Raw genomic sequence first — 20,421 nt, forward strand, 5'->3', positions numbered from 1 at the left:
AGGCTTTTTAGGCCAATACTTCGACCGCTTGATTCTGCAGCAGTGCCATCAGACGGGCGATCTCTTCGCGCATCTTGCGGCGGTCGACGATCATGTCAACGGCGCCCTTGGTGACCAGGAACTCGGCGCGCTGGAAGCCCTCAGGCAGTTTCTCGCGCACGGTGTTTTCGATCACGCGCGGGCCGGCGAAGCCGATCAGCGCCTTCGGCTCGGCGATGACCACGTCGCCCATGAAGGCGAACGAGGCGGACACGCCGCCCATGGTCGGGTCGGTCAGCACGCTGATGAACGGCAGCTTCTTCTCCGACAGCTTGGTCAGCATGGCGGTGGTTTTGGCCATCTGCATCAGCGACAGCAGGCCTTCCTGCATGCGGGCGCCGCCGGTGGCGGTGATGCAGATGAACGGCACTTTCTGTTCCAGGGCCACTTGCGCGCCGCGCACGAAGCGCTCGCCGACCACGGAGCCCATCGAGCCACCCATGAATTCGAATTCGAAGCAGGCCACCACGCATGGCAGGCTCATGATGGCGCCGCCCATGACGATCAGCGCATCGGTCTCGCCGGTGGCTTCCATGGCTTGCTTGAGGCGGTCGGGGTATTTCTTGCTGTCTTTGAACTTCAGCGTATCGACCGGCAGGGTGTCCATGCCGATTTCATAACGGCCGCCAGCATCGAACAGGCTGTCGAGGCGTTCGCGTGCGCGGATGCGCATGTGGTGGTCGCATTTGGGGCAAACATGCAGATTCGATTCCAGATCGGTGCGGTACAGGACGGCTTCGCAGGATGGGCATTTGACCCACAGGCCCTCTGGCATGGTCTTGCGTGCGGCAGCGTCGGAACGCTGGATACGTGGGGGCAGCAGTTTTTCCAACCAACTCATAAATTCTCCTTGCAGCTAACTCGTGGCCGAAGTGTAGCCGTTTCTCGCCCCCCTGTCGAACTTTGCTGTACAACAATTTTTAAGCTTCGTCATGGAATTGGCGGGTTTTTAGAGGGAATCACCTACAGCCTCCTCCGCCTGTTTAGCACCCAAGACGGGCAAATCCAAAGGAATTTTGCTACCTGTATAGGCAATATTTCGCAGATACAACTCCATAATCCGATCTGCCGGCCATCCAAATTCATCGCCGATTTTCTGAAAATAGCTGATCGTATCCTTAGGTAAGCGCAGCGGCAGTTCACGCGTCAAAAGGTCGACAAAAGGATTCGGCACCGGGACGCACCTGGAAATATCAATCTCGTCCTCGCACATGGCATCACTCCCAAAAATAAAGTTGCACTTCCAATGCATTGGCTTTGCGAGCAGAAAAAATTCTGACGGAATCGTTGCCGCGGAAACAATAGCAGACCGTCAACAACCGACCTCGATCACTTACACCGATGTTGATAAACCTATCCTCAACTTCCGAGTGCTCGATGTCGGCGACGGACCTCGCCCGGCCATCACGAAATACCGATTCGGCCTCATCGAAACTCACGCGATGCTTTTGTAAGTTAGCCTTGGCCTTGCGAATATCCCATTCGAAACGCACGACCGCTCTCCTTCAACATAGCCAGTACTTAACTATGTATCAAGGTGAGCGGTCGGGATTTGAGGCCGGCCAAGACGGCCGGCGGGGTTTTTATGCGTCGAGGGCGGCGCGGATGCCGCTGACGAAGGTTTGTACGGCGGCCACGGCGCCATCCTTGCCGGCGCTTTCGATTTCCTGGATGACGCGGCTGCCGATGACGACCGCGTCGGCCACCTCGGCCACGGCGCGCGCGGTGGCGCCGTCGCGGATGCCGAAGCCCACCCCGATCGGCAACTGCACGTGCTTGCGGATCGCCGTCAAGCGCTCCGCCACTTCCACCGTGTCGATATTGCCGGCGCCCGTCACGCCCTTGAGCGAGACGTAGTAGCTGAAGCCGCCACCGACCTTGGCCACCTGCGCGATGCGTTGCTCGGTCGAGGTCGGCGCCAGCAGGAAGATCAGGTCGAGCTCGGCGGCGCGCATGGCGGCCGCGAACTCTTCGCACTCTTCCGGCGGGTAGTCGACCACGATGGCGCCGTCCGCGCCCACCGCCTTGGACTTGGCGATGAAGGTGGCCGCGCCGATGCGCTCGATCGGATTGGCATAGCCCATCAGCACCACCGGCGTGGTCTGGTTGGTCTTGCGGAATTCCGCCACGTAGCCGAACACATCATGGATGCCGACGCCGTTGGCCAGCGCCCGCTCGCAGGCGCGCTGGATCACCGGCCCCTCGGCCATCGGATCGGAAAACGGCACGCCGAGTTCCAGGATGTCGGCGCCACCAGCCACCATGGCGTGCATCAGCGGCACCGTCAGCTCCGGCGACGGATCGCCGGCGGTGATGAAGGTGACCAACGCGGTTTTTTTGTGCGCCTTCAGGGCGCTGAAAGTTGCTGCGATTTTGGACATGTCGTTTCCCTTAGTTGAAGTTCAAACCCATACGTTCTGCCACCGTATGCATGTCCTTGTCGCCCCGGCCCGACAGGTTGGCCAAAATGATTTGATCCTTGGGCAAGGTCGCCGCCAGCTTGGCCGCGTACGCCAGCGCGTGCGACGATTCCAGCGCCGGGATGATGCCTTCGATATGGCAGCAGTCGTGGAAGGCCTTGAGCGCCTCCTCGTCCGTGATCGAGACGTACTCGGCCCGGCCGCTGTCCTTCAGGTAGGCGTGCTCCGGCCCCACGCCCGGATAGTCCAGGCCGGCCGAGACCGAATGCGTCTCGATGATCTGGCCGTTCTCATCCTGCAGCAGATAGGTGCGGTTGCCGTGCAGGACGCCCGGATAGCCCTTGGTCAGCGAGGCCGCGTGCTTGTCGCCGTCCAGCCCCTCGCCCGCCGCCTCGACGCCGATCAGGCGCACCTGCTTCTGGTCGATGTACGGGTAGAAGATGCCCATGGCATTGGAACCGCCGCCTATGCAAGCCACCACGCAGTCCGGCTGGCGGCCGGTCATCTCGGGCATCTGCACCAGGCACTCCTCGCCGATCACCGACTGGAAGTCGCGCACCAGCATCGGGTAAGGATGCGGGCCGGCCACGGTGCCGATGATGTAGAAGGTGTTTTCAATGTTGGTGACCCAGTCGCGCATGGCTTCGTTGAGCGCGTCCTTCAAGGTCTTGGAGCCGGATTCCACCGGCACCACGGTCGCGCCCAGCAGCTTCATGCGGTAGACGTTCTGCGCCTGGCGCTTGACGTCCTCGCTGCCCATGTAGACCACGCACTCGAGCCCGAAGCGGGCGCAGATGGTGGCCGTGGCCACGCCGTGCTGGCCGGCGCCGGTCTCGGCGATGATGCGCGGCTTGCCCATGCGCTTGGCCAGCAGCGCCTGGCCGATGACGTTGTTGATCTTGTGGGCGCCGGTGTGGTTCAGGTCTTCGCGCTTGAAGTAGATCTGCGCGCCGCCGGCCAGCTCGGACCAGCGCTTGGCGTAGTAGATCGGCGACGGGCGGCCGACAAAGTGCTTGAGCTCGTAACGGAACTCGTCGAGGAACTCGGGATCCTTGCTGTAGCGCTCGTAGGCCGCGTTGAGCTCGGCCAGCGCGTAGGTCAGGGTTTCGGCGACGAAGGAGCCGCCGTAGGGGCCGAAATGGCCTTTGGAGTCGGGAAGGTTGTAGTCTTTAGCGTGGAACAGCGGCTTCGCCGGGGCGTTCATCATGGTGGGTCTCGCTTTCTATCATGGTATCTCCGGCCCGCACCGCCGCGACGAAGGCGGCGATCTTGCGGGCGTCCTTGATCCCCTTGGCCGCTTCGACACCACTGCTGATGTCGACGGCGTAGGGGCGTACACGTGCCACCGCGTCAGTCGCGTTGTGTACGCTCAAGCCACCACTTAAAACGACCCGAGGCGCGAGATCTTTTGGAATGAGAGACCAATCAAAACCCTTTCCTGCACCGCCATAGGCATCCACAAAGGTGTCCAGCAACAGGCTGGTGAACAAGGGACTGGCGGCGCGGTATCGCTGCTCGTATTCTAGCAAATCGGACGGCTGTGTGTCAGGTTTGACGCGGAACACGCGCATGAACTGTCGCCCGGCCGCCTCCGCGATGGCGGCGGACTGCTCCTCCGTCTCGTCGCCGTGCAGCTGGATCAGCGAAATCGGCGCCACCTTGCACGTGGCCGCCACCTCGTCCGGCGTGGCGTTGACGAACAGGCCGGTGCAGGTGACGAAGGGCGGCACGGCGCGGATCAGCTCGGCAGCCTGCTCCGGCGGCACGTAGCGCGGGCTCTTGGGGTAGAACACGAAGCCGATCGCGTCGGCGCCCGCCGCGACGGCGGCCTGCACATCTTCCACACGGGTCAGGCCGCAGATTTTGATACGGGTGCGCATGATGCTCCTTTAGAACCAGGGCAAGGCGCTGGTCGTTTCCAGCGGCAGTTCCCATTTGGGGTCGTAGTCGATCTTGGCCAGGTACAGGCCGTCGGGCATGAAGGTCGGCGCGGCGGCGTGGCGGTCCTTGGTTTCCAGCAGCTGGCCCAGCCACTCAGGCTTCTCGCGGCCGGTGCCGATGTAGACCAGCGAGCCGACCAGGTTGCGCACCATGTGGTGCAGGAAGGCGTTGGCGGTGATGGTGAACACCACCAGCTCGCCGTAGCGCTTGATCTGGATGTCGTGCATCAGCTTGACCGGCGACTTGGCCTGGCACTGCGCGGCGCGGAAGGCCGTGAAGTCGTGCCAGCCGATCAGCGGCGGGATGGCCTGCCGCATCAGCTCCACGTCCAGCGGGCGGAAGCAGAAGCCGGAGCGCCCTTCCAGCAGCGGCGAGCGGGTCGGATTGTTGTACAGCACGTAGTGGTAGGTGCGGGCGCGGGCGCTGAAGCGGGCGTGGAAGAAATCATCGACGTTGGGGTCGCCCTCCAGCTGCTTGGCCCAGCGCACGGCGATCGACGGCGGCAGGAAGGCGTTGACGCCGCGCACCCAGGAGTGGGTGTCGCGGTTCAGCTCGGTGTCGAAGTGGACCACTTGTTCCAGCGCGTGCACGCCGGTGTCGGTGCGGCCGGCGCACGTGGTGGCCAGCGGCACCCTGGCGAATTTCTCCAGCGCCTGTTCCAGCTTGTCCTGGACCGTGTGGCCGTCCGCCTGTTTCTGGTAGCCGTTCCACGCGGTTCCGTCGTACTGGACGCCGATTGCTATCCGTTTCAATTGCTGCCCGATGTAATGTCAGAGTCAGCCATTATATACGGAGCGGCCTTACCCCAATTGGGCGCGCATCGCGTTGGCCTTGGCGATCTGGTCGTCGCTGCCGCCGCGCAGCACCTCGTCCAGCAGTTCGCGCGCGCCTTCCTTGTCGCCGATTTCCTGATAGGCCACCGCCAGGTCCAGCTTGGTGTCCATTTCCATGTGGTGGGCCGACAGCGTGTCGTCGCGCGCGTGGGCGGGCGCGGCATCGGCGGTGGCGCCGCCACCCAGCGCGGTGTCCAGATCGAGGTCGATGCCGGACAGGTCGAACTCCTGCGCGGCCGGGGCCGGCGCGGGGGCGACCTCTTCCGCAGCGTGCAGCGCATCGGCGAAGTCGCCGGCGTCCAGTTCGGCTTCCGGCGCCGGTGCCGGGGCGGCCGGCACCTCGGGAATTTCAAAATTCATCAGGTCCAGGTCCAGCGGATCGCTGCTGGCCGACGGCAGTGCCGGCGCGACCGTCTCGGCCGGCAGGTCCAGGCCGAAGTCCATGCTCAGGTCTTCCACCGGCGCCGGCGCCGGGGCAGGCGCCGGGGCTGGCGCGGCAGGTGCGTCGAAGGCCAGGTTGAAGGCGTCTTCCGGCATCGCTGCCGGCTCGGCCGGAGCCGGCGCTGCGGCGGGCGGCTCGAAGCTCAGGCCGCCCAGGTCGAAGTCCATCAGGTTGTCGGATTCCGCCGCCACCGAGGCTGGCGACACGGCGGCATCGGCCGCCTGCGGCAAGGCCGTCTCCATGTCGCTGCCGAAGTCCATCGCGTTGTTGTTGCCGGCCGGGGCGTCGAAGCCCAGGTCCAGGTCGAGGCCGCCGGAAGCCGGGGCTGGCGCGGGCGCCGGGGCGCTGAAGTCGTTGGTAAAGTCCGCTGCGCTGAACGCCGCGGCGCCGGCCGCAACCGCGGCGGCCGGAGGCGCCGCAGAGGCGCCGCCCGTATCGGCCGGGGCCGCATGGCCTTCGGCGTACAGAGGATTGGCCGGGTCCAGCGCCTGGCCCATGACGGCCGCCTGCGCCCATTCGTCGCCCTGGCCGCGCGTCATCGAATACAGCTCGGATGCCTGGCTCTCGAAGGCGCGCGCGTCCTTGCGGGCGACGTAGATTTCCAGCAGCTTCAGGCGCACGGCGTGGCGTTCCGGATGGCTGCGCAGCGCTTCCTTGAGGATCTCTTCCGCCTGGGCGTCGCGGCCGTAGGCGATGTAGACGTCGGCTTCCGCCACCGGATCGACCTCATTGGTGTCGAGCTGGCTGGCCGATGGCGCGAAGTTGGAATTGAAGACGCTGTTGTTGGTGTCGACGCTCTGGCCGCCGGCATCGGCGATCAGCGCCTGCGAAGGAATCGCGGTGTCGCCGAGGATGCTGGTCTCCTCCTTCGGCACGGCGAACTGCTTGCGGCGGCGCGAGGCGATCAGTGCACCGCCGCCGGCCAGCAGCGCCGCTGCGGCCAAGCCCACGTATTGCAGGTTGTCCATCAGCGTCTCGAACAGGCTGGGTTCGACTCTCTTCGGCGGGATCACCAGCGTGCGCTTGGGCTTGGGCGGCGCCGACGCTTCCACCACGGCCGACGCCGGCACCGAGGCCGAGGCGGAAACCGAAGCCGACGCAGAAGCCGATGGCTTCGCCGCCTGCGCGGCCGCCTTGTTCCTCACCGCCATCAGGTTTTCCAGGTCGCGGGTGTTCTTTTCCAATTCCTTGATGCGGGCGGCCGATTCTTCCTGCTCCTTCTGGCGTGCGACCTTGTCTTCCAGCGCCATCCCGGTCTTGCCTTCGACCGGCGCGCTGGCGGTCGATTTCGACAGCGTCAGCTTGTCCTTGGCGGCGTTGACGGCGTTGGGCTTCTCCTGCACCTTGGCGGTGATCTTGCCCGACACGTTCTGGGTGGTGTCCGCCTCCTTGGCCGGCGTGCTGTTGGCCACCTGCCCGGCCAGCTTGGCGCGGTAGGCGTTGAAGTCGGCCGCGTGCGCCACCACCACGCCGCGCGCCTCGCCTTCCGGCGCGCTGTTGCGGATGGTGTCGGCGTCCGGCACGGCCAGGATGTGGCCGGACTTCAGGCGGTTCATATTGTTGCCGGAGAAGGCTTCCGGATTGGCGCGGTACAGCGCCACCAGCATCATGTCCAGCGACACGTCGACCGGCTTGACCTGGTTGGCGATGCGGGTCAGGTTGTCGCCGGACTTGACGGTGTATTCGCTGGCGGCCTGCCTGGCCGGCGCACTCTGCGCCACCGCTGCGGCGGGCGCGGCTGCGGCCGGCGCGGTGGGCGCGGCGGCCGAAGCAGCCGGGGCGGCGTTGCGGCCCAGCTCCACCGGCGCCGCCACCTGCGGCGATTGCGTCGCGCGCATCTCGGCGGGGTCCAGCAGGAAGGTGTATTCGCGAACCATGCGGCCGCCGGTCCAGTTCAGCTCCAGCAGCATGTCGACGAAGGGCTCGTTGACCGGCTGGGTCGACGTCACGCGGATCACCTGGCGGCCGTTGCGCTGTTCGACTTCGAAGCGCAGCGACAGCAAGGTCGGATTGAAATCGATGTTGGCGGTGCGGAAGGCTTCGGCCGGCGCCAGCTTGGCCACCAGCGCGCCCGCCTCTTCCGGCGACACGGCCGTCAGTTCGATTTCCGCCCGCAGCGGCTGCCCCAGCGACGACAGGACAGTCAGCTTGCCGAGCCCGGCGGCGTTGGCGCTGGCCGCCACCAATACCGCACTGGCGACAGCCCCCGTGAGTGTCTTCAAAGCGAAGGAAACAATGCTGGAGCGAGTTGGTACGTGCATAGTGGGCGGCATCAGGTTGTCAGAGGGAAAATGTTACTTTCCCAGATATACCAACATATCATCATGCTCCAGAGCATGCAAGCTTTGCACGATGTTTCTCTAGTGGTACATGAAGATGTGTAACGTCTATGCCTACTTTAAACCAAAAAAAGGGGTTTTCCCTATGAGAGCTCATAGAGAAAATCCCTTCTGCTTTAACAATTGCAGGACGGCGTGTTACTTGTCCAGCACGATGCGCAGCATACGGCGCAGCGGCTCGGCCGCGCCCCACAGCAGCTGGTCGCCGACGGTGAAGGCCGACAGGTAATCGTCGCCCATGCTCATCTTGCGCAGGCGGCCGACCGGGATCGTCAGGCTGCCGGTGGCGGCGGCCGGCGACAGGTCCTTGACCGACGCTTCACGGGTGTTCGGCACCACTTTGACCCACTGGTTGTTGGCGGCGATGATGTCGTGGATCTCGTCGATCGGCACGTCTTTCTTCAGCTTGATGGTCAGCGCCTGCGAGTGGCTGCGCATGGCGCCGATGCGCACGCACAGGCCGTCCACAGGAATGGCCTTGGAACCGAAGTCCGCGCCCAGGCCCAGGATCTTGTTGGTCTCGGCGCCGCCCTTCCACTCTTCCTTCGACTGGCCGTTGCCCAGGTCCTTGTCGATCCACGGAATCAGATTGCCGGCCAGCGGCGCGCCGAACTGCTTGGTCTCTTCAGCCGTCAAACCGTGCTGGGTGGCCAGCACCTGGCGGTCGATCTCCAGGATGGCGGAGGCCGGGTTGTCCAGCAGCGCCTTGACCGACGAGTTGATGGTGCCGAACTGGGTCAGCAGCTCGCGCATGTGCTGGGCGCCGCCGCCCGATGCCGCCTGGTAGGTCATGGAGGTCATCCACTCGACCAGGTTGTGCTGGAACAGGCCGCCCAGGCCCATCAGCATGCACGACACGGTGCAGTTGCCGCCGATGTAGTTCTTCACGCCCTTGCCCAGCGCGTCCTTGATCACGTGCAGGTTGACCGGGTCCAGCACGATGACGGCGTCCTTCTCCATGCGCAGCGTGGAGGCGGCGTCGATCCAGTAGCCGTTCCAGCCGGCCGCGCGCAGCTTGGGGAACACCTCGGTGGTGTAGTCGCCGCCCTGGCACGAGATGATGATCTCGCACTTTTTCAGTTCGTCGATGTCGGTGGCGCTTTTCAGTTTGGTTTCATTCTTCGCCATCGCCGGGGCGTCGCCGCCCGGGTTCGAGGTGGTGAAGAACACCGGTTCGATGTGGGCGAAATCGCCCTCTTCCTGCATGCGCTGCATCAGGACCGAACCGACCATGCCGCGCCAACCTACCAAGCCTACGAGTTTCATTTTCATTCCCTCTAATAATTTATACTATTTATACCGTTTACGACAGCGCCTTGACCACCGCGTTGCCCATCTCCTCCGTGCCCACCTTGGTGGTGCCGACCTCGTAGATGTCGGCGGTGCGCAGGCCCTGCGACAGCACCTGCTTGACGGCGTTCTCGATACGGTCGGCCTGTTCGGCCTTGTTCAGCGAGTAGCGCAGCATCATCGCGGCCGACAAAATCGTCGCCAGCGGATTGGCGATGCCCTTGCCGGCGATGTCGGGCGCGGAGCCGTGCGAGGGCTCGTACAGACCCTTGTTGTTGGCGTCCAGCGAGGCCGACGGCAGCATGCCGATCGAGCCGGTCAGCATGGCAGCCTGGTCGCTCAGGATGTCGCCGAACATATTGCCGGTGACGATGACGTCGAACTTCTTCGGCGCGCGCACCAGCTGCATCGCGGCGTTGTCGACGTACATGTGCTCGAGCGCGACGTCCGGGTATTCCTTGTGCACGTCGGTGACGATGTCCTTCCAGAACTGGAAGGTCTCCAGCACGTTGGCCTTGTCGACGCTGGTCAGGCGCTTGCCGCGCTTCTGCGCGGCCTGGAACGCCACGTGGGCGATGCGGCGGATCTCGCCTTCGGCGTAGCGCATGGTGTCGAAGCCCTCGCGCTGGCCCTTGAAGGCGCCGTCCGGGCACTCGCGCACGCCGCGCGGCTGGCCGAAGTAGATGTCGCCGGTCAGTTCGCGGATGATCAGGATGTCCAGGCCGGACACCACCTCGGGCTTGAGCGTCGAGGCGTTGGCCAGTTGCGGATACAGGATGGCCGGACGCAGGTTGGCGAACAGGCCCAGGTTCTTGCGCAGGCCCAGGATCGCCTGCTCGGGACGCAGCGCGCGCTCCAGCGTGTCGTACTGGTAGTCGCCGACGGCGCCGAACAGCACCGCGTCGGCCGCCTTGGCCAGCGCCAGCGTGCCCTCGGGCAGCGGGTGGCCGTGGGCCGCGTAGCCGGCGCCGCCGACTGGCGCGCTTTCCAGCTCAAATTGTTCGCCCAGCACGTTGAGGACCTTGACGGCTTGCGCGATGATTTCCGGGCCGATACCGTCGCCCGGGAGGATAGCGATTTTCATGTGTTTTTTTCGAGATTAGATGACGTTGGCCAACCAAGGTTGGGTTGCCAGATGGCGCTCTTCGAAGCCGCGGATAGCGTCGGCGTGGCGCAGGGTCAGGCCGATATCGTCGAGCCCGTTCATCAGGCAGTATTTGCGGAAGGCGTCGATCTCGAAGGGATAGGAGACGCTGCCATTGCTGGTGGAGATGCGCTGCTGTTCAAGGTCGACCACCAGACGGTAACCGGGGAAGGCCTTGACTTCATTGAACAGGTGATCAACCTGCGCTTCAGGCAATACGATCGGCAACAAGCCGCTCTTGTAGCAGTTGTTGAAGAAGATGTCGGCGAACGAGGGCGCGATGATGGCGCGGAAGCCGTACTGGTCCAGCGCCCACGGCGCGTGCTCGCGCGAGGAGCCGCAGCCGAAGTTCTTGCGGGTCAGCAGGATAGACGCGCCCTGGTAGCGCGGCTCGTTGAGCACGAACTCGGGATTGAGCGGACGCTTGCTGTTGTCCTGGCCGGGCTCGCCGTGGTCCAGGTAGCGCCACTCGTCGAACAGGTTCGGGCCGAAGCCGGTGCGGTGGATGGACTTCAGGAATTGCTTCGGAATGATGGCGTCGGTGTCGACATTGGCGCGGTCCAGCGGTGCGACCAGTCCTTCGTAGATCGTAAATTTATCCATGATGCTCACTATGTTGACGGCGGCGCGCAGGACCGCGCCGGCCGTCGGGGTCGGGTTTAATGGCCCGCGGCGCCCTGCACCGCCTGGCCGGCTTTCTGGACATCCTTGCCGACGCCGGCAATGGTGTTGCAGCCGGTGATGGTCAGAGCGAAGATGGTCAGTGCGATCAGTTTTTTCATGTTGGTTCTCAAGATGGGTGGTGAATGACGTCAGCGCAGCGCGCGCACGTCGACGAAATGGCCGGCGATACCGGCTGCCGCGGCCATCGCGGGAGACACCAGATGGGTGCGTCCGCCCTGGCCTTGGCGTCCTTCAAAATTGCGGTTCGAGGTCGAGGCGCAGCGCTCGCCCGGTTCCAGGCGGTCGGCGTTCATGGCCAGGCACATCGAGCAGCCCGGGTCGCGCCACTCGAAGCCGGCGTCCTTGAAGATGCGGTCCAGGCCTTCCTTCTCGGCCTGATCCTTGACCAGGCCGGAGCCCGGCACCACCATCGCCAGCTTGACGTTGGAGGCGCGGTGCTTGCCGCGCACCACCTCGGCGGCGGCGCGCAAGTCCTCGATGCGCGAGTTGGTGCAGGAGCCGATGAAGACCTTGTCGATGCGGATGTCCTCGATCGCCATGTTGGGCTTGAGGTCCATGTAGACCAGCGCCTTTTCGATGGCGTCGCGCTTGACGGCGTCCTTTTCCAGGTCCGGGTCCGGCACGCGGCCGTCGATCGAGGTCACCATTTCCGGCGACGTGCCCCAGGTGACCTGCGGCTTGATCTCGGCGGCGTTGAGCGTGACCACCAGATCGAATTTGGCGCCGGCGTCCGAATGCAGCGTGCGCCAGTAGTCGACCGCGCGGTCCCAGTGCGGGCCCGCCGGCGAGAACGGGCGGCCCTTGACGTAGTTGATGGTGACGTCGTCGACGCCGATGATGCCGGCGCGCGCGCCCGCCTCGATCGCCATGTTGCAGACCGTCATCCGGCCCTCCATCGACAGCGCGCGGATGGTCGAACCGCCGAACTCGATGCAGTAGCCGGTGCCGCCGGCGGTGCCGATCTTGCCGATGATGGCCAGCACCACGTCCTTGGCGGTGACGCCGGCCGGCAGCGCGCCGTCCACCTGCACCAGCATGGCCTTGGATTTCTTCTGCAGCAGCGTCTGGGTGGCCAGCACGTGCTCCACTTCTGAGGTGCCGATGCCGTGCGCCAGCGCGCCGAAAGCGCCGTGGGTGGAGGTGTGCGAGTCGCCGCAGACCACGGTCATGCCCGGCAGGGTGGCGCCCTGCTCCGGCCCGATCACGTGGACGATGCCCTGGCGCTTGTCGTTCATGTTGAAATAGGTCAGGCCGTAGGACTTGGCGTTCTTGTCCAGCGTTTCCACCTGCAGGCGCGAGACCGGGTCGGCGATGCCGTCGGCGCGGCCGGTGGTCGGCACGTTGTGGTCGGCCACCGCCAGGTTGGCGGACACGCGCCACGGCGCGCGGCCGGCGGCGCGCAGGCCGTCGAAGGCCTGCGGGCTGGTGACTTCGTGCACCAGATGGCGGTCGATGTACAGGATGGTGGTGCCGTCTTCCTCGGCCTTCACCACGTGGGATTCCCAGAGTTTGTCGTAAAGCGTCTTCATCATGATTTATGAGTACTGCTACTGCCTGTGTGAGTGATCCACTTCGATTATGCCATATTGTGCAATGCGGTAGCGGCCGCCGCTGTCCGGCCTCGTGAGCCGATGCAGTTCCGCCTACCGATACACTTTTTATGACTCCTTTTGCTAAATTCCGAAATAACAATAAAAAAAAGCCTGCGTGGACGCAGGCTTGGGGTCTTTCTGGCCTAGTGCTGAGACTAAGCCGCCATGCGTACACTACCTCGACATCCGTCCATTAGGAACGATAGGCCCACCACTAGCACCAGTTCGCCTTCGGCCGAACGCGCGGTGCCGGTGATGCCCTCGACGCTAATCGCGGTCATCGGTTTAATCACCAGGTCGGCCGTGCCGTCGACCGCTTCCACCGCCAGAATGTACGGCTGTGGCGCAGCGACAACAATGCCCACCTTCTCGCGGCAGCTCTCGTAGCCCAGCGAATCGGCCAGCGAACGCACCGGCAGCGGACGGCCCTGGTCCTTCAGCACCGGCGCGCCGCCCACTTCCATGAACACTTCCGGCAGCTCGACCACGCGCTGCACCACGGCCATCGGCAGCGCCAGCGCGGCGCCCGAGGTCGATACCAGCATGGTCGGCACGATCGACAGCTCGATCGGCAGGCGGATGGCGAACTTGGTGCCCTTGCCCAGCGCCGATTCGATGTGGATGGCGCCGCGGTTCTTCTCCACGGCGGTCTTCACCACGTCCATGCCGACGCCGCGGCCGGACACGCTGGAGGCGACTTCCTTGGTCGAGAAACCCGGCAAGAATACCAGCTGGAAGCATTCATCGTTGGTCAGCTGCACCGATTCCGAGATCAGGCCCTTCTGCTGCGCCTTGGTGCGCAGCACCACCGGATCCATGCCCTTGCCATCGTCCTGAAGCACAATCATAACGCTATTTGCTTCCTGCCATGCTTTGAGCGAGATATACGACTTGGCCGGCTTGCCCGCCGCCAGCCGATCTTCCGGCGATTCGACGCCGTGGTCCAGCGAGTTGCGCAGCATGTGCACCAGCGGATCGTACAGGCTGTCCACCACCACGCGGTCGACCTCGGTCTCCGCGCCTTCGATGGTCAGCTCGACGTCCTTGCCCAGGTCCTTGGCCAGCTCGCGCACCAGGCGCGGGAACTTCTGGAACAGGCGGCCGACCGGCTGCATGCGGGTCGCCAGCGTGGCGCGCTGCAGCTCGGTGGAGTAGCGCGAGGCGCGTTCCAGCGTTTCGGCCAGCGTCGCCATCAGCGTCTGGGCCTGGCCCTCGAACTTGAACTGCAGCAGGCGTTCCAGCAGCACGGCGGCCTGGTTGGCGGCCTGTACCGATTCGCCTGCCACTTCCAGCAGCGCGTCGAGCTTGACGGCATCGACCCGGATCGATTCCTCCTTGGCCGGCGCGGCGTGCGGACGCTCTTCGCGCTTCTCGGCGGCCTCGCGCTTGGCCGAGGTGGGCGCGGCGGCCTGCACAGCGGCCACGACGGCGGCCAGCTCGGCGGCCGGCAGCGGCGTCGATGGCGCCGGCGCGGCGGCGGCGGCCGGCTTGGTGTAGCTGCCGGGCGGCATCACGGCTTCGTACATGCCTTCCCAGTCCAGGCCGTCGGCGGACGGCGCGGCGGTCGGCGCGGACGCGGCGGCAACCGGTGCGGCGGCAGCCGGGGCCGGGGCCGGCGCGGCGGCGGCCTTAGCCGGAGCCGCGGTGGTCTTGCCCTCGATGGCGTCGGTCAGGATGACTTCCAGATCCTTGGGCATGGCCGGCAGGCTGTCCGGCTCGGCGCCGTTGTTCAGTTCGGCCAGCTGGTCGGCCACGAAGCCCGACGCCTGCAGCGCCGCCTCGATCGCGATCGGCGTCACCGGCGCGGCGCCGGTGCGCAGCGCGTCGAACAGGTTCTCGGTCAGGTGGCAGGCCGCCACCAGCGCCGGCAGGCCCATGAAACCGGCGCCGCCCTTGATGGTGTGGAAGGAGCGAAACACTGCGTTCAGCGTTTCCTTATTGTCCGGGTCGCGTTCGAGCCGCAGCAGATGCTCTTCAACGTTGACCGCAAGATCCATCGCCTCGACGACGAAATCCTTGAGCATATCGTCCATTAGAATCCCAGATCAGCAAGCAGGTCGTCGACATTGTCCTGGTTCAGCGCCACGGCCGGAGCCGAAGGGCCTTGCATCAGGCTCACCTCTTTCTGCGCGATTTTCTCGCGTACCGCCGGCGGCGCATTGTCGCGCAGCAGTTCTGCCAGTTCGTGCTCCACCGTCTTGGTGATGTTCACGACTTTCTTGATCAGTTGGCCGGTGATGTCCTGGAAGTCCTGGGCCATCATGATTTCCAGCAGGCGGGCTTTTTCCGCCTCGGTGGCGGCCGACACCGCCACGGCAAACGCTTGCGAGTCGCCGGCCAGCTGCTTGAACTGGTCCAGGCTCAGCTTGCCGGCGAACAGGTCTGCCCAGCGGGTTTCCATTTCCTTGGATTTCTTCGACAGCGTGTCCTGCTCCGGCATGCCTTCGTCCAGGGTGTTGAGCACCTTGTTGGCGGCCTGCTCGGTCAGGGTGGCCACGTATTCGAGACGGTCCTGGGCATCGTTGATCTGCGACGACGCTTCGGTCAGCGCCTTGTCGTAGCCCAGTTCGCGCAGCGAGTCGTGCAGCAGGCGCACGATGCCGCCCAGGCGCTCGAACATGGGCTTGTCTTCGCCGTCGGCGGCACCGTCGGCCAACGCGGCGGCGGCCGGGGCCGGCGCAGGGGCCGCAGCCACCACGTCCGCCGGACGGGCCGACGCCACTTCGTCGAACAGGCTTTCCAAATCGTCTTCCGCAGCGGCAGCAGGCGCTGGAGCGGGCGCTGCGGTCTTGCTCTGGGCAGACACCTCATCAAATAGTGCGTCGAAATCGTCAGCGGCGTTGGTCATAATCCCTGCTTCTCCATAATTTGTAAAATTGCTGCCCTAAAATTGCTTGCTTGTGATGACGCTCGGCAATATAACGCACTTATCCGAGTGTATCAGGGCACAGCCAGATTATTCAATCCCAGAGTGGGGTCGCCTGCCCTGCGCTCCGGGTCCAAGCCAAGTTTCGTTGTATTTGGAGATACTAACATTGGTTAGATCGACAAAACACGCCTTGAGACACAAAAGTAGTGCCACGGTGCAAAAAAAGCAGGTAAAAAGTAGGAAAGGCCACATGCGCGCCCCAGCGTAAAGCGCTTTTATTTGATAAGCATCAAGTCTTTCCATACTAACAATAATGTAAATCGGGACTACAATTAAGAGCAGCCAGCTGGTTTTAAAAGGAGGTTCATCATGTACCGCAAAATCTTGATTACCACCGACGGCTCAGCCGTTTCCAGCAAAACCGCCTGCGCCGGGGTGGCCTTTGCCGAGCAGATGAAGGCCGAGGTGCTGGTGCTGTTCGTGGCGCCGGAATACCAGTATCCGATCTATGTCGAGATCATCCCGCCCAGCTACCCCAGCGAGGATGAATACCGCGCCGCGATGCTGCGCGCCGGCAAGGAACATACGCAGGACGTGGTCGATTCCTGCGCCAAGCGCGGCGTGCCGTGCGAGGCGCTGACCGCGTTTGCGGAAAGCGCGGCGCTGAAGATCGTCGATGTGGCGGAAAAACACCATTGCGACCTGATCTTCATGGGCTCGCACGGCCGCAGCGGCTGGGGCCAGCTGCTGCTGGGCAGTGTGACCAACAAGGTGCTGTCGCATGCGAAAACGCCGGTGCTGGTGCATCGCCTGATCAAGGAACCCGGCAGCAAATAAAAAGCGGGACCGGATGCTTTTTATAGTAAGATCGCAAGATTGGTTCAAACACAATAATACTTACTTTTAGTCACTTTCAAGCATCTCTATGATCCGAATTGTCATCGCCGACGACCACACCATCATGCGCGAAGGTCTCAAGCGCATACTCGACGGCGCGCCCGACATCGACATCGTAGGCGAGGCCATCGACGGCTTCGAAGTCCTGGGCCACGTGCGCCAAGGCGGGTTCGACCTGCTGCTGCTGGACTTGTCCATGCCCGGCCGCAGCGGGGTCGACCTGATCCGCCAGATCAAGGCGGAGGCGCCCAAGCTCGCCATCCTGATCCTGACCATGCACGAAGAGGAACAGTACGCGGTGCGCGCCATCCGCGCCGGCGCCCAGGGCTACCTGACCAAGGAAAGCGCCGGCACCCAGCTGGTCGGCGCGATCCGCAAGGTCGCCTCCGGCCGCCCCTACATCAGCACCGAGGTGGCTGAACAACTGGCGCTCAACATCATGATGCCCAACGAAAGCCTGTTGCATAAACAGCTGTCGGATCGGGAATTCGAGGTGTTTTCGCTGCTGGTGGCCGGCAAGTCGATCACCGAGATCGCCAACAGCCTGCACCTGAGCGTCAAGACCGTCAGCACCCACAAGACCCGCATCATGCAGAAAATGGGCATGAGCTCGCTCTCGGAAATGGTGCAATATGCCGTGGCGCACCGTTTGTTATCCCCCTTCAAGACCTGATCCCGCCGTCCGCCATTAGGACAACTCCTACAATGCTGCGCTAGCTCCTACGCGCAGATTCAGCCATTGCTGATATCTATCTCCCCCCCGCGTTGGCATACTGAAACCATACGATTCATGCTGCATGGCTACAGATCGCAGCACGATGCCGTGCGACACCACAACAGGAAACCAAGCAGCGCGGCGCAGCCCAGTTCCCGTCCTTTCGAAAAGCAATACCTGTACACAGGAGATCAACATGCTGTCTACGCAAGCGTCTGAAATTCGCCCGGCCACCACTGCCACCATGCAGTCCTCGTCGATGGAGGCGGGCCGTCAGCGTCAGGGGCGGCTCTGGTCGAACCTGAAGGAAGTCTGCGACCTGCTGCACATTCCGGCGGCCTGCTCGATCACCAACGAGGAGCTGCTGTTCCAGCACGTGCAGTTCAAGACCGGCCAGCGCATCCACACCATCGGCCAGCCGTTCGACACGCTGTACATCGTCAACTCGGGTTTCCTGAAAACCGTGCTCATCGACGAGTTCGGCAACGAGCAGGTGCTCAGCTTCCCGATGAAGGGCGACATGCTGGGCGTGGACGGCATCCACACCCGCCATTATTCCTCCGAGGCGGTGGCCTTGTCCGACTGCGACCTGATCCTGCTGCCGTTCAAGAAGCTGACCGCGCTCGGCCGCGTCCACCTGGAACTGGAAAACATGATGTACGGCGTCATGAGCCGCGAGCTGGTGCGCGAACAGGCGATGATCGGCATGCTGGGCGCGCTCAGCGCCGAGGCGCGCGTGGCGCGCTTCCTGGTGTCGCTGGCCGAGCGCTTCGCCCAGATGGGCTATTCCAGCAAGCTGTTCAACCTGCGCATGACACGCCACGAAATCGGCAGCTACCTGGGCCTGACGCTGGAAACGGTCAGCCGCACGCTGTCGGCCTTCAACGAGATCGGCCTGATCAGCGTCGACCAGCGCACCATCGGCATCAAGGATCCGGAAGCACTCAAAACCCTGCGCCGCCTGCCGCCTTCGCGCACCCGCGCCAAGCAGCAGGCGGCCGCCAAGACCAAGGGCGACGATGCCATCGCGCCCGCCCAGTTGCTGGCCGCGCTGTAACCACCTCCCGTACCCAGCTTGGGCCCGGTTTCTCCAGCCGGGCCTTTTTTTATCCACGCCGGCCCGGCGGAAAATAACTCCCAAATAACACTTGCATTCCTCCCGCGCTTCCACAATAATGAATGCAAATACGAATCATTCTTATTTATGGAGCCTAGAAGATGACCACGACCTTGCCCGCCACCCCACCCGCCATCCACGCCACCGCCGTCGTTGCGGCGCCGGCAGCCGTGCCGACCAAGCGCATCACCAGCGCCAGCCTGATGGGGGATGGCCGCGAAGTCGAGATCGAACATTCGGGCCGCATCTACCGCCTGCGCATCACCCAGCTCAACAAGCTGATCCTGACCGCATGACGGACACCGTTCACTGTGCGTGAACCAGGGCGCCAGCGCGCCCTCTCCCTCTCCGAGTAGCCAGCCGCGCCGCCAGCCAGACTCTCCACCAACCCCAGGAGCGTTTGATGGCCATAGACCGTAGCAATCCGATTTTTCTCGCCCCGTCGCACGGCGGACACAATCCAGAACTGATGCTGTCCGCCGTGCTGCATCTGATGTCGCACTACACCGCCGGCAGCGACGACGCCGGCGGCTGCGTCAAGCTGGCCTCGGTGATCGAACGCCACCTGAAGGCGCTGGCCGGCCTGCCCGATCTGCCGCCGGTGCTCAGCGCCACCTGCCAGCAGCTGTCCGAGCAGTGGGCCGCCGTGGTCGAACGCAATCTGCACACCCAGGAAAAGAGCAACTTCCTCAGCCGCATCATGTCGCGCGCCCGCACCGCGCCGGCCACCGCGTAAGGAGAGCGCTGGCCATGTGCGACAAACACGATCCGCTGGCGGCCATCATCGCCGCCGCCATGCCGCAGGTGGCCGGCGCGCTGGCGCCCGGCGCGCCGACGCCCGCCGCCCCGCCGCCGCGCCGCGCCGAGCAGCAGGTGCTCAAGCCCGCCATCACCAACGTCGCGCAGGCGCTGGACCAGGCCCACGCCTCGCGCCGCCGCCGGCTGTGGGAGCTCGGCCACGCCTGCCATTGCCCGCTGGTCGGGGTCGGCTTCCCGCTGGGCGTGCTGCGCAAGCTGGTCGACAAGGTCGCGTCAGGCAAAGTGGTGGCCGACGATTACGAGGTGCATGTCGGCGCCGTCACCGAATGCGGCAGCCGCAACCGCCTGTCGGAGGCGCTGCAAAAGGAACTGGAGCGCCGCTACGCCGCCGTGCTGCTGCGCTTCCGCGCCGCCAAGAGCACGGCGGAGGTGGCCGCGCTGTGGCGCGCCGCCGTGGCCAACGGCGACGTCGCCGGCGCCTTCTGGGCCGGCCTGACGCATCCGCGCTGCAACGCCGGGCTGGAAGAACAGATGTGCCGCGACCTGCACATGGTGCAGCACCAGGCCGGCGCCTGCGTGCGCGCCGACATCCACAAGTTCAACGCCACGCTGGCCGACAACGCACGCCTGGCGCACGAGCTGTCCAAGGCCCAGCAGCGCGCCGCCGCCCTGCTGGCCGACAAGAGCGCGGACGGCGAGAAGCACGCGGCGCAGCTGATGCAGCTGCGCGCGCAGTCGGTCGGCAAGGACAGCATGATCGATTCGCTCAGGGCCGAACTGGAACAGTTGCGGGAGTCCATCCCCGGCCTGGAGAGCCGCGCCAAGCTGGCCGAGCGTTTGATGCAGATGGAGGAAAGGGAACGCGGCATGCGCAACCAGATCGCCGAGCTGAGGCTGGAACTGGCGAAGGCGCAGACGGCGGCCGAAACCGCGCCGGCGCCGGAGCAGACGCGCCAGGTCGTCGAGCACGTCATGCGCATGCCGCTCAGCCTGAACGACCGCGCGGTGCTGTGCGTGGGCGGGCGCAGCGGCAACGTCGCCACCTACCGCGAGCTGATCGAGCGCGAAGGCGCGCAGTTCGCCCACCACGACGGCGGCCTGGAGGACAACGCCAACCGCCTCGACGCCAGCCTGGCCGCGGCCGACCTGGTGATCTGCCAGACCGGCTGCATCAGCCACAGCGCGTACTGGCGGGTCAAGGACTACTGCAAGCGCAACGGCAAGCGCTGCGTGTTCATCGACAACCCCAGCATCTCCAGCCTGGCGCGCGGCCTCGAACAAGCGGGCGCGGAGTAAGCACGCAAAAAAGCCCCGTGTGGCTTTGCGGCGGCCTTGGCCGT

The 20,421-nt window shown here is 64.5% G+C and carries 21 protein-coding genes; 6 read left to right on the top strand and 15 right to left on the bottom strand.

Translation table 11 applies throughout. The features are described 5' to 3' along the window. Positions 1–7: 7 nt before the first annotated feature. From accD to AC07WS_RS05785, 15 genes are all read right to left on the bottom strand, one after another. Entirely contained in the window at positions 8–880 is an 873-nt protein-coding gene (accD, locus tag AC07WS_RS05715) for an acetyl-CoA carboxylase, carboxyltransferase subunit beta (RefSeq protein ID WP_020701805.1), read from the bottom strand. Positions 881–988: 108 nt separating this feature from the next. Next, positions 989–1,252: a hypothetical protein gene (locus AC07WS_RS05720; RefSeq protein ID WP_494728129.1), complete on the bottom strand. Its 264-nt coding sequence runs from the start codon at positions 1,250–1,252 to the stop codon at positions 989–991. Positions 1,253–1,256: 4 nt separating this feature from the next. Continuing rightward, a complete protein-coding gene (locus tag AC07WS_RS05725) occupies positions 1,257–1,532 on the bottom strand; it encodes a BrnT family toxin (protein ID WP_494728130.1) in 276 nt (91 codons plus the stop codon). A 90-nt stretch (positions 1,533–1,622) separates the two neighbouring features. Then, positions 1,623–2,420, bottom strand: a complete 798-nt coding sequence (gene trpA, locus AC07WS_RS05730; protein ID WP_494728131.1) for a tryptophan synthase subunit alpha — start codon at positions 2,418–2,420, stop codon at positions 1,623–1,625. 10 nt (positions 2,421–2,430) lie between these two features. Continuing rightward, the gene (gene trpB, locus AC07WS_RS05735; RefSeq protein WP_494728132.1) at positions 2,431–3,666 is read right to left on the bottom strand and encodes a tryptophan synthase subunit beta; all 1,236 of its coding nucleotides are present in this window, start codon (positions 3,664–3,666) and stop codon (positions 2,431–2,433) included. Then, a complete protein-coding gene (locus AC07WS_RS05740) occupies positions 3,629–4,342 on the bottom strand; it encodes a phosphoribosylanthranilate isomerase (protein ID WP_494728926.1) in 714 nt (237 codons plus the stop codon). The genes trpB and AC07WS_RS05740 overlap by 38 nt, the downstream gene beginning before the upstream one ends. A gap of 6 nt (positions 4,343–4,348) precedes the next feature. Beyond that, entirely contained in the window at positions 4,349–5,152 is an 804-nt protein-coding gene (gene truA / locus AC07WS_RS05745; RefSeq protein WP_494728133.1) for a tRNA pseudouridine(38-40) synthase TruA, read from the bottom strand. A 48-nt stretch (positions 5,153–5,200) separates the two neighbouring features. Continuing rightward, positions 5,201–7,897, bottom strand: a complete 2,697-nt coding sequence (locus tag AC07WS_RS05750; RefSeq protein WP_494728134.1) for a motility hub landmark protein FimV — start codon at positions 7,895–7,897, stop codon at positions 5,201–5,203. A 255-nt stretch (positions 7,898–8,152) separates the two neighbouring features. After that, positions 8,153–9,280 carry an aspartate-semialdehyde dehydrogenase gene (gene asd / locus AC07WS_RS05755; protein ID WP_494728135.1) on the bottom strand — a complete coding sequence of 376 codons (1,128 nt, stop codon included), beginning with the start codon at positions 9,278–9,280 and terminating at the stop codon, positions 8,153–8,155. Positions 9,281–9,317: 37 nt separating this feature from the next. Then, positions 9,318–10,388 carry a 3-isopropylmalate dehydrogenase gene (gene leuB, locus AC07WS_RS05760; protein WP_494728136.1) on the bottom strand — a complete coding sequence of 357 codons (1,071 nt, stop codon included), beginning with the start codon at positions 10,386–10,388 and terminating at the stop codon, positions 9,318–9,320. A gap of 15 nt (positions 10,389–10,403) precedes the next feature. After that, the gene (gene leuD / locus AC07WS_RS05765; protein WP_117014888.1) at positions 10,404–11,051 is read right to left on the bottom strand and encodes a 3-isopropylmalate dehydratase small subunit; all 648 of its coding nucleotides are present in this window, start codon (positions 11,049–11,051) and stop codon (positions 10,404–10,406) included. Positions 11,052–11,107: 56 nt separating this feature from the next. Beyond that, the gene (locus AC07WS_RS05770) at positions 11,108–11,230 is read right to left on the bottom strand and encodes an entericidin A/B family lipoprotein (protein WP_020701795.1); all 123 of its coding nucleotides are present in this window, start codon (positions 11,228–11,230) and stop codon (positions 11,108–11,110) included. Positions 11,231–11,260: 30 nt separating this feature from the next. Continuing rightward, a complete protein-coding gene (gene leuC, locus AC07WS_RS05775; protein ID WP_494728137.1) occupies positions 11,261–12,664 on the bottom strand; it encodes a 3-isopropylmalate dehydratase large subunit in 1,404 nt (467 codons plus the stop codon). Positions 12,665–12,879: 215 nt separating this feature from the next. After that, a complete protein-coding gene (locus AC07WS_RS05780; protein ID WP_494728138.1) occupies positions 12,880–14,757 on the bottom strand; it encodes a chemotaxis protein CheA in 1,878 nt (625 codons plus the stop codon). After that, complete coding sequence (locus tag AC07WS_RS05785; protein ID WP_494728139.1) at positions 14,757–15,572, bottom strand: protein phosphatase CheZ; 816 nt, start codon at positions 15,570–15,572, stop codon at positions 14,757–14,759. Before AC07WS_RS05785 ends, AC07WS_RS05780 begins: the two co-directional genes overlap by 1 nt. Before the next feature lie 390 nt (positions 15,573–15,962). On the opposite strand from AC07WS_RS05785, the gene AC07WS_RS05790 reads away from it, so the two are divergent. From AC07WS_RS05790 to AC07WS_RS05815, 6 genes are all read left to right on the top strand, one after another. Next, positions 15,963–16,430: a universal stress protein gene (locus tag AC07WS_RS05790; RefSeq protein ID WP_028819635.1), complete on the top strand. Its 468-nt coding sequence runs from the start codon at positions 15,963–15,965 to the stop codon at positions 16,428–16,430. 88 nt (positions 16,431–16,518) lie between these two features. Continuing rightward, the gene (locus tag AC07WS_RS05795; protein WP_008450985.1) at positions 16,519–17,163 is read left to right on the top strand and encodes a response regulator; all 645 of its coding nucleotides are present in this window, start codon (positions 16,519–16,521) and stop codon (positions 17,161–17,163) included. 301 nt (positions 17,164–17,464) lie between these two features. After that, positions 17,465–18,262 (top strand): Crp/Fnr family transcriptional regulator, encoded by a 798-nt coding sequence (locus AC07WS_RS05800; protein WP_494728927.1) that lies wholly within the window; start codon positions 17,465–17,467, stop codon positions 18,260–18,262. Positions 18,263–18,423: 161 nt separating this feature from the next. Beyond that, positions 18,424–18,618 carry a hemin uptake protein HemP gene (hemP, locus tag AC07WS_RS05805; RefSeq protein ID WP_494728140.1) on the top strand — a complete coding sequence of 65 codons (195 nt, stop codon included), beginning with the start codon at positions 18,424–18,426 and terminating at the stop codon, positions 18,616–18,618. Positions 18,619–18,725: 107 nt separating this feature from the next. Beyond that, entirely contained in the window at positions 18,726–19,058 is a 333-nt protein-coding gene (locus AC07WS_RS05810; protein WP_494728141.1) for a hypothetical protein, read from the top strand. 14 nt (positions 19,059–19,072) lie between these two features. Then, positions 19,073–20,377, top strand: a complete 1,305-nt coding sequence (locus AC07WS_RS05815; protein ID WP_494728142.1) for a DUF2325 domain-containing protein — start codon at positions 19,073–19,075, stop codon at positions 20,375–20,377. Positions 20,378–20,421 lie beyond the last annotated feature (44 nt).

This window comes from Duganella sp. GW821-FHT01E12 (assembly GCF_059422325.1).